The sequence below is a fragment of the Paenisporosarcina sp. genome, from assembly GCF_049671445.1.
Classification (GTDB): Bacteria; Bacillota; Bacilli; order Bacillales_A; family Planococcaceae; genus Paenisporosarcina.
Map to the genome: position 1 here is coordinate 39861 of NZ_JBATUX010000064.1, position 15811 is coordinate 55671.

At 37.6% G+C, this 15811-nt stretch carries 15 protein-coding genes; 14 read left to right on the forward strand and 1 reads right to left on the reverse strand.

Annotated elements, in window-relative coordinates; translation table 11 throughout:
• Positions 1–7 precede the first annotated feature (7 nt).
• The gene (locus tag WBG45_RS08400; protein ID WP_424413675.1) at positions 8–448 is read left to right on the forward strand and encodes a cell wall hydrolase; all 441 of its coding nucleotides are present in this window, start codon (positions 8–10) and stop codon (positions 446–448) included.
• Positions 449–881: 433 nt separating this feature from the next.
• On the opposite strand, the gene rpsT is transcribed toward WBG45_RS08400, so the two are convergent.
• On the reverse strand, positions 882–1130 hold the full coding sequence (gene rpsT / locus WBG45_RS08405) for a 30S ribosomal protein S20 (RefSeq protein WP_024534454.1): 249 nt from the start codon (positions 1128–1130) through the stop codon (positions 882–884).
• Positions 1131–1338: 208 nt separating this feature from the next.
• On the opposite strand from rpsT, the gene gpr reads away from it, so the two are divergent.
• From gpr to WBG45_RS08470, 13 genes are all read left to right on the forward strand, one after another.
• Positions 1339–2388 carry a GPR endopeptidase gene (gene gpr, locus WBG45_RS08410; RefSeq protein ID WP_424413678.1) on the forward strand — a complete coding sequence of 350 codons (1050 nt, stop codon included), beginning with the start codon at positions 1339–1341 and terminating at the stop codon, positions 2386–2388.
• Between the two features lie 32 nt (positions 2389–2420).
• Positions 2421–3236, forward strand: coding sequence for a stage II sporulation protein P (gene spoIIP, locus WBG45_RS08415; RefSeq protein WP_424413680.1), 816 nt, complete (start codon positions 2421–2423; stop codon positions 3234–3236).
• Between the two features lie 62 nt (positions 3237–3298).
• A complete protein-coding gene (lepA, locus tag WBG45_RS08420; protein ID WP_424413682.1) occupies positions 3299–5122 on the forward strand; it encodes a translation elongation factor 4 in 1824 nt (607 codons plus the stop codon).
• A gap of 68 nt (positions 5123–5190) precedes the next feature.
• On the forward strand, positions 5191–6330 hold the full coding sequence (gene hemW / locus WBG45_RS08425) for a radical SAM family heme chaperone HemW (protein ID WP_424413684.1): 1140 nt from the start codon (positions 5191–5193) through the stop codon (positions 6328–6330).
• Positions 6331–6423: 93 nt separating this feature from the next.
• The gene (gene hrcA, locus WBG45_RS08430; protein WP_024534459.1) at positions 6424–7458 is read left to right on the forward strand and encodes a heat-inducible transcriptional repressor HrcA; all 1035 of its coding nucleotides are present in this window, start codon (positions 6424–6426) and stop codon (positions 7456–7458) included.
• A gap of 17 nt (positions 7459–7475) precedes the next feature.
• A complete protein-coding gene (gene grpE, locus WBG45_RS08435) occupies positions 7476–8048 on the forward strand; it encodes a nucleotide exchange factor GrpE (RefSeq protein WP_424413687.1) in 573 nt (190 codons plus the stop codon).
• Between the two features lie 35 nt (positions 8049–8083).
• Positions 8084–9916 carry a molecular chaperone DnaK gene (gene dnaK, locus WBG45_RS08440; protein ID WP_424413689.1) on the forward strand — a complete coding sequence of 611 codons (1833 nt, stop codon included), beginning with the start codon at positions 8084–8086 and terminating at the stop codon, positions 9914–9916.
• 206 nt (positions 9917–10122) lie between these two features.
• Positions 10123–11247, forward strand: a complete 1125-nt coding sequence (gene dnaJ, locus WBG45_RS08445) for a molecular chaperone DnaJ (protein ID WP_424413691.1) — start codon at positions 10123–10125, stop codon at positions 11245–11247.
• Between the two features lie 13 nt (positions 11248–11260).
• Positions 11261–12208, forward strand: a complete 948-nt coding sequence (gene prmA / locus WBG45_RS08450) for a 50S ribosomal protein L11 methyltransferase (protein ID WP_424413693.1) — start codon at positions 11261–11263, stop codon at positions 12206–12208.
• Positions 12209–12213: 5 nt separating this feature from the next.
• Complete coding sequence (locus tag WBG45_RS08455) at positions 12214–12951, forward strand: 16S rRNA (uracil(1498)-N(3))-methyltransferase (protein ID WP_424413695.1); 738 nt, start codon at positions 12214–12216, stop codon at positions 12949–12951.
• 109 nt (positions 12952–13060) lie between these two features.
• Entirely contained in the window at positions 13061–13732 is a 672-nt protein-coding gene (gene deoC / locus WBG45_RS08460) for a deoxyribose-phosphate aldolase (RefSeq protein WP_424413697.1), read from the forward strand.
• Positions 13733–13833: 101 nt separating this feature from the next.
• Positions 13834–14007, forward strand: coding sequence for a 30S ribosomal protein S21 (rpsU, locus tag WBG45_RS08465; protein ID WP_016426884.1), 174 nt, complete (start codon positions 13834–13836; stop codon positions 14005–14007).
• Positions 14008–14488: 481 nt separating this feature from the next.
• Positions 14489–15811 carry an NfeD family protein gene (locus WBG45_RS08470; protein WP_424413698.1) on the forward strand — a complete coding sequence of 441 codons (1323 nt, stop codon included), beginning with the start codon at positions 14489–14491 and terminating at the stop codon, positions 15809–15811.

Genomic DNA, 15811 nt, shown 5'->3' on the forward strand with positions numbered 1-15811 from the left:
TGAATAAATGCCAAGAGTAAATTACCGGAGTTCAGATGTTGACTTAATGGCTAGGATGATGAGAGCAGAAGCCGAAGGTGAAGGAAAGCAAGGAATGTTATATGTTGGAAATGTAATTGTTAACCGTGCTGTTGCAGACTGTTTAGACTTTAAGGATGTAAGAACAATTAATGATGTCATTTTTCAGGTACAAGGAAATAATTATTCTTTTGAAGCTGTTCAAAAAGGGAATCTATTTTATCAGAGAGCGAGAGAAGTTGAAAAAAGATTAGCAAAACAGAATTTGGATTCTTGGAGACAACATCCAGGAAAATATGCTCTTTGGTACTTTAATCCATATGGACCTTGCCCTCCAACATGGTACAATCAACCTTTTGCAGGTCAATTTAAAAATCATTGTTATTATGAACCAATAGCTGGAACGTGTGACAGCGTTTATATGGGATAGATTGTCTAGGAGCTATTAAAATCTGGAGTTTTTTTGATTTTTTTATCTCGTAAATTAAAAAGGGAATTCCCGATTAGCAGGTTTTCCTTTTTTTATATGTCTACCATCAAATAAAATCTCTTGGAAATCAATTTTCCAAGAGATTTTTTTATAGGAAATCAACCACTAACTTTAATTTTACATAGTGGCTTTTAGTAAAGGCAGGAAAGTAGGAGTGAATGGGATAGTTAAGACAATAAGAGGAAAAGATGAGACAATAATGACGAAGGTTGAGGTAATACCGGCTACCGCGCAAAGTCACCTCAATAGCTCTACATTTACATATATAAAGTTCATCATTCACAAATCCAATTTATTTAATAAAATCATCAAAACACACTAAATTAAGCACAAAAAAACCGGATTCAAATTTCGAATCCGGTTTTTCATGTAATTAAGCTTTTTTCATTAACTGTGACTTTTTGCGAGCCGCAGTGTTTTTATGCATTAATCCTTTAGAAGCTGCTTTATCTACTTGCTTGATAGCAGTAAGGATAAGGTCTTTTGCGTTTTCTTCGTTGTTAAGAGAAGCATTTTCAGCTTTCTTAACTGCTGTACGCATTGTAGATTTTGTGTGAGAGTTTTGTGCGTGAGCAGAAGCATTCGTTTTTACACGTTTGATTGCAGATTTGATGTTTGGCATGTTCTTCACCTCCTAAAAAAGGTCCGAGATACATAGATTCTCGAGTTGAAAACTTTGCGCAATTAAATAGCGCTGTTTGCTTTAAGTATTAGATAATATTCTCAATACAACAAGCATTATAATATCAAATCGAAAGTTAAATTGCAATAGATTAACGCAAAGAATATTTACTTGACACCTTGGGCAAACTTTTCTTGAGGTGATAATGATGAGTAATTTAAATTTAATGCGGACAGATTTAATAGATGAAGCAACCGAAGTGGTTCAGCATCGAACAGAAAAAGAGAAAGATACCTTATACGAAACACCTGGAATTCAAATGAACGAAGAGCGTAAAGGCCGAGTGCTTATTACGCATATTGAAACAGACGCAAGTGGAGCTGAAACGATCGGCAAAAAGGAAGGAACGTACATTACGTTGTCTGTGCCTACCTTGACAGCAGAAGATTCAGAAGGTTTTGAGCAACTCGAACAACAGTTTATTTTATCATTGCACGATATTCACCATGAGTTAAAGTTATCGCCACAGTCGAAAATCCTCGTAATTGGTCTAGGGAATCGAACCATCACGCCAGATGCAATTGGCCCTCTGGCAATCGATCGTTTCCATGAAGATATGTTCTCTTTACCTTTTGAACATGGTTCAGTTGTTTTTTATGCACCTGGTGTTACTGGACAGACGGGGTTAGAAACGGGTGAGTTTGTAAAAGCCATTTCTGATAAAGTGAAACCTGATTTAATCCTCGTTATTGATGCATTAGCTGCAAGGAATCAAGATCGCTTATGTAAAACCATTCAATTGACAAATACAGGAATTCATCCAGGTTCGGGTGTAGGAAATGCACGTAATGAAATATCATTCGAATCTCTGGGAGTTCCAGTAACAGCAATTGGTGTTCCAATGGTCGTTGATGCTCCTGTCCTTGTAGTAGAAGCAATCGAAACTGTTTTTAAAGTTATCTCTAGCCAAATAGGGAATGCGTCAAATCCTTCATCCGCACTTTCAGTAGGGTCATGGTTAAGAAGTACAGACGCGCCGATTGATGTAGAAGCGATTAAACCGATTTTTGGTGAATGGTCAGGGTGGTCATCTGAAGAAATACGAGGTTTGTTACAAGAAGTTTTACCACCACATCACCAACAATTATTTGTAACGCCAAAAGAAACGGATACTTGGGTGATTAGACATGCTGAAGTGATTCAATCGGGCGTAACTAGATGGTTGCAAGATGATGTTTTTGGTTCTATCTCTCCTTAATCCTACGTAAGTTGTAGGAGGAGGGGTGAATAATGCGCAAAACACTGCAGAAGGTCATGAGTTTTTATCTTTTTTTATTTTTACTACCAATATTGCTGATTAAAATCCCTATTCTCGCTTTTGGAGTAGATGTACCAAAACAAGTTGAAACACAACCGGTTGCATATGCTGCAAATGTGACAAAAGAAATACCAGTCGTTGAAGAATCATCTCCAATTAACGTTCTATTATTGTTCACACATTCACATGAAGCCTATCATCCCATAGTCAAACAGGTAATTGGTGTGAATGCCAATTATGATCCGTCTACTAACATTACAGACACAAGCGATTTAATCACGCATCATTTTCAATTAAATAATGCTCAAGTCGACCTGTTGCAGTACGATAATATGAAGGAAATGAAAGTGACAAATCGTCCGTTTTATCAAGCTTATGCTGCGATACGGCCGGTTTTACAAAAACAATTAAACACTAAACCATATGATCTAGTTCTGGATATTCATCGAGATTCTGCAAAACATAAAATAACCACACTTGAATCGAATAATGAGTCTTTTGCTCGAATTGCATTCGTAGTAGGTGCTGGACATTCCAACTATAAGTTAAATGAAGCATATGCAAAAGCACTATCAGCAGAAGTGAATAAAATAGTACCAAATATATCTCGTGGAGTAATGACAAAGACCAAGGACGATGGGAACGGAATATACAATCAAGACTTATCATCGAAGTCGATTTTGATTGAATTAGGTGGAATTCAAAATACACAAGAAGAAATAAATCGAACCCTTGCAGTTATTGCAAAGGCGGTTTCTGTCGTATTTGAAAATAACACAGCAACCTAACATTGAAGTGAAGCGTGTTCACTGCTATAATTTTAAGTAGTTTAATTAGGAGTGGACAACGCATGAATCGAGAAGAACGTAATAAACGTCAACAGAATATTAGGAATTTTTCAATTATTGCTCATATCGATCACGGTAAATCAACTTTAGCCGATCGTATATTAGAACAAACGAAAGCATTGACTTCAAGAGAAATGAAAGCACAACTTCTCGATTCAATGGATTTAGAACGTGAACGCGGAATTACCATTAAGCTGAATGCCGTTCAATTGATTTATCGAGCAAAAGATGGCGAAGATTATACATTACATTTAATTGATACACCTGGACACGTCGACTTTACGTATGAAGTATCTAGAAGTTTGGCTGCTTGTGAAGGGGCTATTCTAGTCGTTGATGCTGCCCAAGGTATCGAAGCACAAACATTAGCTAACGTTTATTTGGCTTTAGATAATGACTTAGAAATTTTACCTGTCATTAATAAAATTGATTTACCCGCAGCTGATCCAGAGCGTGTCCGTGCAGAAATTGAAGAAGTGATCGGTTTAGATGCTTCTGAAGCCGTACTAGCATCAGCTAAAGCTGGGATTGGTATCGAAGACATTCTAGAGCAAATTGTTGAAAAAGTGCCTGCACCAACGGGTGACCCTGAGGCACCATTAAAAGCACTTATTTTTGATTCTCTTTATGATCCATACCGCGGAGTAATTGCTTATATTCGTGTAATGGAAGGTACGGTTCGTCCTGGAGACAAAATCCTTATGATGGCTACTGGTAAGGAATTCGAAGTAATTGAAGCGGGTGTGTTTACACCAAAAGCAACTCTTCGTGACGAATTAACAGTGGGAGACGTAGGATTCTTAACTGCTGCAATTAAAAATGTAGGGGATACACGTGTTGGGGATACCATTACTAGTGCCGTAAACCCTGCAACAGAATCATTACCGGGATATCGAAGACTGAATCCAATGGTTTACTGTGGTTTATACCCAATCGATACATCTAAATATAATGACTTACGAGATGCACTTGAAAAGCTTGAACTAAATGATGCAGCTTTGCAATTTGAGCCTGAATCGTCTCAAGCTCTTGGTTTTGGTTACCGTTGTGGATTCTTAGGACTTCTTCATATGGAAATCATCCAAGAACGTTTAGAACGTGAATTCAATATCGACTTAATCACAACCGCACCAAGTGTTATTTACGATGTTCATATGACAGACGGTGAAATTAAAAAAGTGGACAACCCATCTATGATGCCTGAACCACAAAAAATTGACCGTATTGAAGAACCATATGTGAAATCAACTATTATGGTACCGAATGATTACGTTGGTGTCGTAATGGAACTTTGTCAAAAGAAACGCGGCAATTTCATGACGATGGATTATATTGATAAAACGCGAGTGAGCATTATTTATGAAATTCCTCTTTCAGAAGTGGTTTATGATTTCTTCGATCAATTGAAGTCAGGTACAAAAGGCTATGCTTCATTTGATTATGAATTAATCGGATACAAACCTTCTAAACTTGTGAAGATGGATATCTTGTTAAATGCAGAACAAGTGGATGCTTTAAGTTTCATCGTGCATAATGACTTTGCTTATGAGCGTGGGAAAATTATTGTTGAGAAATTAAAGAAATTGATTCCGAGACAACAGTTTGAAGTGCCAATCCAAGCTGCTATTGGTCAAAAAATTGTTGCACGTTCGACAATAAGCGCTATTCGAAAAAATGTTCTTGCTAAATGTTATGGTGGAGATATTTCACGTAAACGTAAACTTCTTGATAAACAAAAAGAAGGTAAGAAGCGAATGAAACAAGTTGGGTCAGTTGAAGTTCCTCAAGAAGCATTTATGGCTGTCTTGAAAATGGACGAAGATTGATACTCATATAGTTATGAATTGGGGGCTACTAGTTGGCCTCCTTTTTCTATAAGAAAGAAGGAATTTAAATGATCAAGGGAGCATACATTCACATTCCTTTTTGTCATCAAATTTGTCATTACTGCGATTTCAATAAAGTGTTCTTTAAAAATCAACCCGTAGACGAATATATTGAAACGCTTGGAATGGAAATGGAAATGTTTGTTGAAAAGTATCGCGATCACTTACATATTGAAACTATTTTTCTAGGTGGAGGTACACCTACTGCACTGAGTGCCCCACAACTACAACGTCTTTTTGAGCTTATAAAGCAGCATCTACCCCAACTCCATCTTCAAGAATTTACGAGCGAAGCAAATCCTGATGAGTTAACCTATGAAAAATTAGTCGTCATGAAAAACAACGGAATCAATCGCTTAAGTTTAGGTGTTCAAAGTTTTGATGAAGACATTTTAAATCGTTTAGGACGTACTCATTCAAATGAACATGTTTACAAAACCATTCAAATGGCAAAAGATATAGGATTTACGAATATCAGTATCGATTTAATGTATGGTTTACCGGGTCAAACGATGGAACAGTGGAAACATACATTAGAAAAAGCACTCGAACTTGATTTGCCTCACTACTCCGCCTATTCATTAATAGTAGAACCGAAAACGGTTTTCTATAATTTAATGACGAAAGGCAAATTGATTTTACCTGGAGAAGATTTAGAAGCGGATATGTATGAAGTATTAATGGATGCAATGGAATCTAAAGGCATTCATCAATATGAAATCAGTAATTTTGCGCAGCCAGGATATCATTCCATGCACAATAACTTGTATTGGGACAATGTTTCTTACGCTGGTTTCGGTGCCGGTGCGCACGGCTATGCTAGAGGCAATCGTTATGCCAATATCGGACCAATCAAAAAGTATATGGACGCAGTTACATCTGGAGATTTCCCTATTAATTCAACTCACGAAGTTTCTCCTATAGAAAGCATGGAAGAAGAAATGTTCTTAGGCTTGCGAAAAGTGGATGGAGTCAATAAGCATCATTTTCAAGAAAAATTCGGTGTATCCATCGAAGATGTCTATGGACAAGTCCTTTCGAAGTATTTGAATAATGGTTCTATGCAGACTACAAATGAAGCGGTTGCGTTAACTAAAAGAGGAAGATTTATTGGGAATGAAATTTTTCAATCTTTTTTAATTGAATAAGTAATCGTATTCGTTGACTTTTGTCTATGGATTTGATAATTTATGTATAGTATTAGCACTCGCAAGAGATGAGTGCTAACAGAGGTGATAAATATGTTAACGAACCGACAATTGCTAATTCTACAAGTAACAGTAGATGATTTTATTCAAACTGCTCAGCCTGTAGGATCAAGGCAACTTTCCAAAAAAGAGGAAGTTTCATTTAGTCCAGCTACTATTCGTAATGAAATGGCGGATTTAGAAGAGATGGGTTATTTGGAAAAAACGCATACGTCGTCAGGTCGAATTCCATCTGAAAAAGGATATCGATTTTATGTTGATCATTTACTTACGCCTCAACTTGCATCATCCGAAGACATGCAACAAATTCAATCAGTTTTTCAAGAGAGAATTACAGAGACCGAACAAGTAATTCAGAAAACGGCCAAAATATTGTCCGATTTAACGAGTTACACGTCAATTCTCCTTGGTCCTGATGTGCGTAAGCATCGCGTCAAACGATTTTCGATTGTGCCATTGTCGAATGATTCGGCTGTTGCCATCATCATTACAGACTCAGGTCATGTTGAAAATCGGTTATTCCAATTACCACAAGGGTTAACCGCATCTGATATTGAAAAAATGGTTAACATTTTAAATGAACAGCTGACCGGTGTTCACTTACATGAACTTCAACGTGCTCTTGAAAAAGAAACGGCCGCTTTATTAAAACAACATATCGGTCGATACGGTGAACTCATGTCTTCATTTGGGGCAGCAATTACAAGTCCTCAGGAAGAAAAAGTATTCTACGGCGGCAAATCCAAACTGTTGCATCATCCTGAATTTAAAGACATGCATAAAGCACGTGGATTAATTACGATGATGGATCAAGCAAACCAAATTTCAACTTTGTTTTCACCGAATCAAGCGGGTATTCATATTCGTATTGGTTCTGAAAATACCCTTTTGGAAATGGAAGACTGTAGTGTTATTACAGCATCCTATTCAATAGGGGAAGAACAAATGGGTTCGATTGCAATTATTGGACCAACTAGAATGGATTATCGACGAGTAGTCACTTTATTAGATGTCATGAGTGGCGATTTGTCTCGTGAGTTAACACGGATATTGCGTGGTTCACGATAAAGAAGGAGGAATTAAATTTGTCGCAATCTGAAGAAAAAGAAGCAGTTTTAAACAACGAAGACCTGGAGTCTGCAACAAGTAAAGAAGAACAAGGTAGTTCTTCTATTGAAGAAGTTACTGTTGAACAGGGTACAGAAGAACCAAATGAACTTCAATTACTACAACAACAATTAGATGAGGAAACAAACCGTCATTTACGTTTGCGTGCTGATTATGAAAACTTTAAACGCAGAGCGCATTTAGACCGTGAAGCGGCGGATAAATATAAAGCACAAAACTTGCTTTCAAATTTATTGCCAGTACTCGATAACTTCGAGCGTGCCATGCAAGTTGAAACGGCGTCGGAAGAATCACAATCTCTTCGTAAAGGTTTAGATATGGTTTACAAGACACTCGTGGAAGCAACTGAAAGAGAAGGCTTGCAAGTGATTGAAGCAAACGATGTAATGTTTGATCCGAATCTTCATCAAGCAGTCATGACGGAAACGGACGACACGAAAGAATCAGGTATGATTTTACAAGAGCTACAAAAAGGGTATAAATACAAAGATCGTGTACTTCGACCTTCAATGGTTAAAGTAAACGAATAACATAAACTTTTAAACCTATTAGGAGGAAATTATAAATGAGTAAAATTATCGGTATTGACTTAGGAACAACAAATTCATGTGTAGCAGTTCTTGAAGGTGGAGAACCAAAAGTAATTCCAAATCCAGAAGGTAACCGTACAACACCATCTGTTGTAGCATTTAAAAATGGCGAACGCCAAGTAGGGGAAGTAGCTAAGCGTCAATCAATTACAAACCCAAACACAATTCAATCGGTTAAACGTCATATGGGTACAGACCATAAAGTAAAAGCTGAAGATAAAGAATACACACCTCAAGAAGTTTCTGCTATGATTCTTCAATACTTAAAAGGCTACGCTGAAGATTACTTAGGTGAAAAAGTAACAAGAGCTGTTATTACTGTTCCTGCTTATTTCAACGATGCTGAACGTCAAGCAACTAAAGACGCTGGTCGTATTGCAGGTCTTGAAGTAGAACGTATCATCAACGAACCAACTGCAGCTGCGCTTGCATATGGTTTAGATAAAATGGACCAAGACCAAACAATTTTAGTTTATGACCTTGGTGGCGGTACGTTTGACGTATCAATTTTAGAACTTGGTGATGGTGTATTTGAAGTTAAATCAACTGCCGGCGATAACCGTCTTGGTGGAGATGACTTTGACCAATTACTAATGGATTATTTCGTAACTGAATTTAAAAAAGATAACGGTGTTGATTTATCTAAAGATAAAATGGCGATGCAACGTTTGAAAGATGCTGCTGAAAAAGCGAAAAAAGACCTTTCAGGTGTAACTTCAACTCAAGTTTCATTACCATTTATCACTGCTGGTGAATCAGGTCCCCTTCACTTAGAAATTACATTAAGCCGCACGAAATTTGATGAATTAACGGCTTCTTTGGTTGAACGTACAATGGTACCAACTCGCCAAGCGTTAAAAGATGCAGATTTAACACCTGCACAAATCGACAAAGTAATTTTAGTTGGTGGATCTACTCGTATTCCAGCGGTACAAGAAGCAATCAAAAAAGAAACAGGTAAAGATCCACATCGTGGTGTTAACCCTGATGAAGTAGTAGCAATGGGTGCAGCAGTTCAAGGTGGAGTATTAACTGGAGATGTTAAAGATGTTGTTCTTCTTGACGTAACTCCACTTTCACTTGGTATTGAAACAATGGGTAACGTGTTTACAAAATTAATCGAGCGTAACACGACAATTCCTACATCTAAATCTCAAACATTCTCAACAGCTGCTGATAACCAACCAGCAGTAGACATTCACGTTCTTCAAGGTGAACGTCCAATGTCAACTGATAACAAAACATTAGGTCGCTTCCAATTAGCGGATATCCCACCAGCACAACGTGGTGTTCCACAAATTGAGGTAACATTTGATATTGATAAAAACGGTATTGTAACTGTTAAAGCGAAAGATTTAGGAACTCAAAAAGAACAAAATATCGTGATTCAATCGAACACGGCTTTAACTGACGAAGAAATTGATCGCATGGTTAAAGAAGCTGAAGCTAATGCTGATGCAGATAAAGCTCGTAAAGAAGAAGCTGAATTGAAAAATGAAGCGGATCAAATGGTCTTCATGACTGAAAAAACATTAAAAGATCTTGAAGGTAAAGTTACTGAAGAAGAACAAAAACAAGCTGAAGATGCTAAAGCTGAATTATCAGCAGCACTTGAAGCAGGAAACTTAGAAGACATTCGTACGAAAAAAGACAAATTGAATGAAATCGTTCAAGCGTTGACAATGAAAATGTACGAACAAGCAGCAGCAGAAGCTCAGGCAGCTGAAGGTGCTGAAGGTTCAAAAACAGATGATGGCGTTGTAGACGCTGAATTTGAAGAAGTTAACGACGACGAAGTTAAAAAGTAATTTCTACTATTACAACCGAAAAGTCAAAGCCTGGATTTCCAGCTTTGGCTTTTTCAATGTCTTTGGCATTGAAGATAACTGCGTGTTACAATATAACGTATCGTGCATTTATGGCTCGCAGTAGTATCAACATTAAAAATAAAAACAAATGGTTGCGACTAAATTAGTTAGCGACATGAATGAAAGTTTGAGCAGGAGTGTGACGGATGAATAAAAGAGATTATTATGAGGTACTTGGACTAACGAAAAGTGCTTCCAAAGAAGAAATAAAAAAAGCTTATCGAAAATTGTCGAAACAATTCCATCCCGATATCAACAAAGAAGCGGATGCAGTTGATAAATTTAAAGAAATCGCAGAAGCATATGAAGTACTTAGCGATGATCAAAAGAAAGCACAATACGACCAATTCGGTCATGCTAATCCGAACCAAGGATTTGGTGGATTCGGTGGTGGCGGTGCTGATGGTTTTGGTTTTGAAGATATCTTTAGTTCATTCTTTGGTGGTGGAGGTTCTCGAAGACGTGACCCAAATGCACCACGTAAAGGCGAAGACCTACAATATTCCATGACAATTGATTTTATGGATGCAGTTTTTGGGAAAGAAACAGAAATTGAAATTCCTAGAGATGAAACGTGTGAAACGTGTAAAGGAAATGGTGCCAAACCTGGTACAACTCCTGAAACATGTCATCACTGTCAAGGGACAGGTCAACTAAACGTGACACAAGACACACCGTTTGGCCGTATGGTTAATCGCCGTGCTTGTCATCATTGTCAAGGTTCAGGGAAACTTATTAAAGAAAAATGTGTTACTTGTCATGGGCAAGGTAAAGTCACAAAACGCAAAAAAATCAAAGTTACCATTCCTGCAGGTGTGGATGACGGACAACAATTGCGTGTTACAGGACAAGGTGAACCAGGTAAAAATGGTGGACCTTCTGGCGACCTGTATGTTGTATTCCGCGTAAAAGCTCATGAGCGTTTTGAACGTGACGGAGATGACATTTATTTCGAATTGAAATTGACTTTCCCACAAGCATCATTAGGAGATGAAATTGAAGTACCTACGGTTAATGGTAAAGTGAAATTAAAAATTCCAGCGGGTACGCAATCTGGAACGACTTTCCGTTTAAAAGGAAAAGGTGTAAAAAATGTTCATGGATACGGCACAGGTGATCAACATGTAGTAGTAAAAGTGATGACACCAGCCAAACTAACCGAAAAACAAAAACAACTACTGCGTGATTTTGCTGAAATAAGCGGCGATATTCCGGAAGAACAAGGTAGTTCATTATTTGATAAAATTAAACGCACAATTAAAGGTGATTAAGGGGTTGACGCAGGTGAAATGGTCAGAGCTTTCTATTCATACGACACATGAAGCAGTAGAAGCAGTTTCGAATGTTTTGCACGAAGCAGGAGCGAGTGGAGTAGTTATTGAGGATTCAATGGAATTTGCACGTGAACGTCAAGATATGTTCGGTGAAATTTATGCATTAGATCCAAATGATTTCCCAGCTAAAGGAGTTATTCTTAAAGCTTATTTACCTGTTACTAGTTTTTTAGGTGAAACCGTAGAAGAAGTGAAGCTCGCGATCAAAAACCTTAGCAACTATGGTATCAACGTTGGAGAAAATGAAATCGCTATTAGTGAAGTGAACGAAGAAGACTGGGCGACTGCGTGGAAAAAATACTATCACCCAGTAAAAATTTCAGAACGTTTTACAATTGTACCTACTTGGGAAACCTATGAGCCAGTGTCTACTGATGAACTAATTATTGAACTTGATCCAGGAATGGCGTTTGGAACAGGTACTCATCCTACGACAGTTATGTGTTTACAAGCACTTGAAAAGACAGTCAAATCAGATGACTACGTAACGGACGTGGGTACCGGTTCAGGTGTATTGGCTATAGGAGCTGCATTACTAGGAGCTAAACATGTGCACGCACTTGATTTAGACGAAGTAGCAGTGCGTTCTGCAGAAATTAATGTCCAATTAAATAAAGTCCAGCATATTGCAAATGTTGTTCATGGCAACTTACTTGATAGTGTAGAACAACAATCTGACATTGTAGTTGCAAATATACTTGCTGAAATCATCATGTCATTTACAAATGATGCATTCCAAGTCGTGAAAGAAGGCGGAATGTTTATCACTTCTGGTATTATTGGAGCGAAAAAAGAGGATGTTAAGCAATCACTTGAAGCAGCAGGATTCATTATTGTAGAAGTAATGATGATGGAAGACTGGGTTACCATTATTTCAAAAAAACCGGAAAAGGAATAAGGTCGATGCAAAGATATTTTATTCCCGAGCCATTTAGTGATGGCATTTCAGTTATTTCAGGTGATGACGCCAAACACATTCAAAAAGTGATGCGCATGCAAGTAGGCAACACGATAATTGCTGTGTCTGAAGGTCAAGCTTTTGAGGCAACTATTGATGCTTTTGACGGTCAAGATGTCCGTATAAAAAAATCATCTGATTCTTTACGTTCAAATGAATTGCCAAAAAAGATTACCATTTGTTGTGGATTGCCAAAAGGTGAAAAATTAGACTTGATTACGCAAAAAGCAACTGAACTTGGCATGCATGAATTGATTCTCTTTGAAGGTGAACGTTCTATTGTGAAATGGGATGCTCAAAAAGGAAGCAAGAAGCAACAGCGCTTGCAAAAAATTGCAAAAGAAGCTGCAGAACAATCACATCGAAATGTCGTGCCTAATATCCATGATATTTTATCTTTTAAAGAGCTTCTTAAGCACTCTTCGAAATATGATGTATTGTTTGTGGCTGATGAAGAAGATGCAAAACTTGAAAAAAGAACTAGGTTTGTTGAAATGTTATCGAAAATTGAGGACAAACAATCCATTCTTGTCGTATTCGGTCCAGAAGGCGGTCTATCTAGAAAAGAAATAGATGCTTTAATGAGTAATGGTTTCCATTCTATTTCTCTTGGGCCAAGAATACTGAGAGCGGAGACAGCACCACTTTATGTGCTTTCAGCAATGTCTTATCAATTTGAATAAAATCTAGTTATCCAGTGCATTCTTTGTGTACTGGATTTTTTTAATGAAAAGAAACGTGAATCATGGTAAAATGAAGAGGTACGGACAACTTCCGAAAGGGTGAACCCATTTGACTACAAATATTGCGTCAATGATCGATCATACATTATTAAAACAAGATGCTACAAAAGAGCAAGTTGAAAAAATATGTGCAGAAGCTAAAGAATATACATTTGCATCTGTTTGTGTAAACCCAACTTGGGTAAAAATCTCTGCTGAACTTTTAACAGGTACTCCTGTAAAAGTATGTACAGTTATTGGTTTCCCACTTGGTGCATCAACTCCTGAAACGAAAGCATTTGAGACAACCGATGCAATCAACAATGGCGCTGGCGAAATCGACATGGTACTAAATGTTGGAGCACTAAAATCACAAGACCTTGATTTAGTTAAACGCGACATCGAAGCAGTAGTAAATGCAGCAAAAGGAAAAGCAATTGTAAAAGTTATTTTAGAAACTTGTTTGTTAACAAAAGAAGAAATTAAAGTAGCAAGTCAACTTTCTAAAGATGCTGGAGCAGATTTTGTTAAAACATCAACTGGTTTTTCAACTGGTGGAGCAACATTCGAAGACGTTGCACTAATGCGTGAAGTAGTAGGTCCAGACTTAGGTGTGAAAGCATCTGGAGGCGTTCGTAGTTTAGAAGATGTTCAAAAAATGATCGAAGCAGGAGCTACCAGAATTGGTGCAAGCTCTGGCGTTCAAATTATGCAAGGCTTAACTTCTAATTCAGACTATTAATTAGTGATTATGTATTGACCTAAATGATATGATACGATATAATTTTGGAGTACATAACACTAGGTTATGTATGACGTGTGTTCGGAGGGAGGGAAAAAGAGATGTCAAAAACTGTCGTTCGCAAAAACGAATCGCTTGAAGATGCTCTTCGCCGCTTCAAACGTACTGTTTCTAAAAGTGGAACAATACAAGAGGTAAGAAAACGCGAGTTTTATGAAAAACCAAGTGTAAAACGTAAAAAGAAATCAGAAGCTGCGCGTAAGCGTAAATTCTAATTTTTAACTTTACGAAAGCTTGAATCGCGATTTTCATGGTAACCAAGCGTAAAGCGTAATAAGAAATCAGAAGATGCGCGTAAACGTTAGTGATCAATTCCTTTAATCCCTACGTTCATAACACGTACTACTTGATGACTAAAGAAAGCCAATATGTAAGCCGAGAAATCTATTGATTTCTTGGCTTATTTTATTTTGTCTAAAAAGAGAGAATGTGATTGAAAGAAAACTTAACGAGAATGAAAGAAATAATCAAGTAATTGGATACATGAGAATTTAATAACTTCATCGGGGATGGCCAATACCAACAAATCATCATCGAAACAACCAAATTTCGCTAGTCTTCGTATTATTTTTTCAACCGCAGTTTAACTTCTATATATATAAAATCATTTTAATTTAATTAAATATGAATCTTTTTGTCTATTCATCCGTACATACTAATGGAAGCCGATTTGTCACATAGATAAGGAGGATCGTTATGAAGTGGACACGGGTTATAAGTGGCTATTTATTGCTCTTAATTTCTGTTCTACTAATTTTGCCTAGCTTGCCCGTTAGCGCATCAGAAGTTTACCGTATTCCAATAAAAAATGAAGTCGAAAAAGGCTTATATGCATTCTTGCAACGAGCTTTTGAAGAAGCTGAAGAAGCGGGAGCTGATGTTGTTATATTAGATATCGACACGCCTGGTGGGTTTGTTGATACAGCTGGTGATATTGCGAAGTTAATGGATGAAACATCTTTAACCACTATAGCTTTTATTAATAGTGATGCATTATCAGCTGGTGCTTTTATAGCCTTACATGCCGATAAAATTTACATGGTTCCTAGTGGACGTATCGGAGCTGCAGCAGTTATAGACGGTGCAGGAAATGCGGCTGAAGATAAAGCGGTTAGCGCATGGTCTGCTGCAATGATAACAGCAGCGGAGTCATCTAACCGAGATCCTGAATATGCCCTTGCCATGGCTGATAAATCAGTAGATTTACCTGAATATCGTGCGCCAGATGGAAAGCTCTTAACCATGTCAGCGAATGAAGCGGCAAAAGTCGGATATTCAGAGGGAACAGTAGCTTCATTCGAAGAACTAATCACCAAATTAGATCTTTCGGAGGCGACAGTTACTTCTTTAAATGAAACGTTTGCGGAGAAAGTAGCCCGTTTTGTGACGAATCCTATTATTGTGCCTATTCTTTTATCAATAGCAAGTTTAGGGTTAATTGTGGAGTTATATTCGCCAGGTTTCGGTATAGCTGGCACGATGGGGTTAACTGCTATTGGGTTATTTTTCTTTGGACATATGGTCGCAGGTCTTGCGGGATATGAATCAATCATTATGTTTATCATCGGTGTCGCATTTATTATAGCCGAACTTTTCCTACCAGGGGCAATTGCGGGTATAATAGGCTTAGCGTTAATTATTGGCAGTATACTTCTTGCGGGAGGCAATGTGGTTCACATGGGAATTTCCGTGTTAATCGCGTTATTAGTCGCAATTGTAGGAATGGTGATTATAGTGAAATTCTTTGGAAAGAATCTTAAGTTTTTTAACAAAATTATTTTGACCGATGCGACAGATACAGAGCATGGCTATGTATCCAACATCAACCGTTACGAATTAGTTGGCAGAATGGCGGTAAGTATGACACCTCTTCGTCCTTCGGGAACGATTATGTTAGATGGTGAACGAATTGATGCAGTCACTGAAGGTGGCTATATTGATTCGAATAAAGTAGTGAAAATTATTAAGGTTGAAGGCTCTCGTACTGTGGTTCGTGAGTTTAAAGAAGGGGAGGAATAA

Bases quoted from the DNA above. Each gene is read 5' to 3' on its own strand.
- WBG45_RS08400 (WP_424413675.1), top strand. From the start codon at position 8: ATGCCAAGAGTAAATTACCGGAGTTCAGATGTTGACTTAATGGCTAGG.
- rpsT (WP_024534454.1), bottom strand. From the start codon at position 1,130: ATGCCAAACATCAAATCTGCAATCAAACGTGTAAAAACGAATGCTTCT.
- gpr (WP_424413678.1), top strand. From the start codon at position 1,339: ATGAGTAATTTAAATTTAATGCGGACAGATTTAATAGATGAAGCAACC.
- spoIIP (WP_424413680.1), top strand. From the start codon at position 2,421: ATGCGCAAAACACTGCAGAAGGTCATGAGTTTTTATCTTTTTTTATTT.
- lepA (WP_424413682.1), top strand. From the start codon at position 3,299: ATGAATCGAGAAGAACGTAATAAACGTCAACAGAATATTAGGAATTTT.
- hemW (WP_424413684.1), top strand. From the start codon at position 5,191: ATGATCAAGGGAGCATACATTCACATTCCTTTTTGTCATCAAATTTGT.
- hrcA (WP_024534459.1), top strand. From the start codon at position 6,424: ATGTTAACGAACCGACAATTGCTAATTCTACAAGTAACAGTAGATGAT.
- dnaK (WP_424413689.1), top strand. From the start codon at position 8,084: ATGAGTAAAATTATCGGTATTGACTTAGGAACAACAAATTCATGTGTA.
- dnaJ (WP_424413691.1), top strand. From the start codon at position 10,123: ATGAATAAAAGAGATTATTATGAGGTACTTGGACTAACGAAAAGTGCT.
- WBG45_RS08455 (WP_424413695.1), top strand. From the start codon at position 12,214: ATGCAAAGATATTTTATTCCCGAGCCATTTAGTGATGGCATTTCAGTT.
- rpsU (WP_016426884.1), top strand. From the start codon at position 13,834: ATGTCAAAAACTGTCGTTCGCAAAAACGAATCGCTTGAAGATGCTCTT.
- WBG45_RS08470 (WP_424413698.1), top strand. From the start codon at position 14,489: ATGAAGTGGACACGGGTTATAAGTGGCTATTTATTGCTCTTAATTTCT.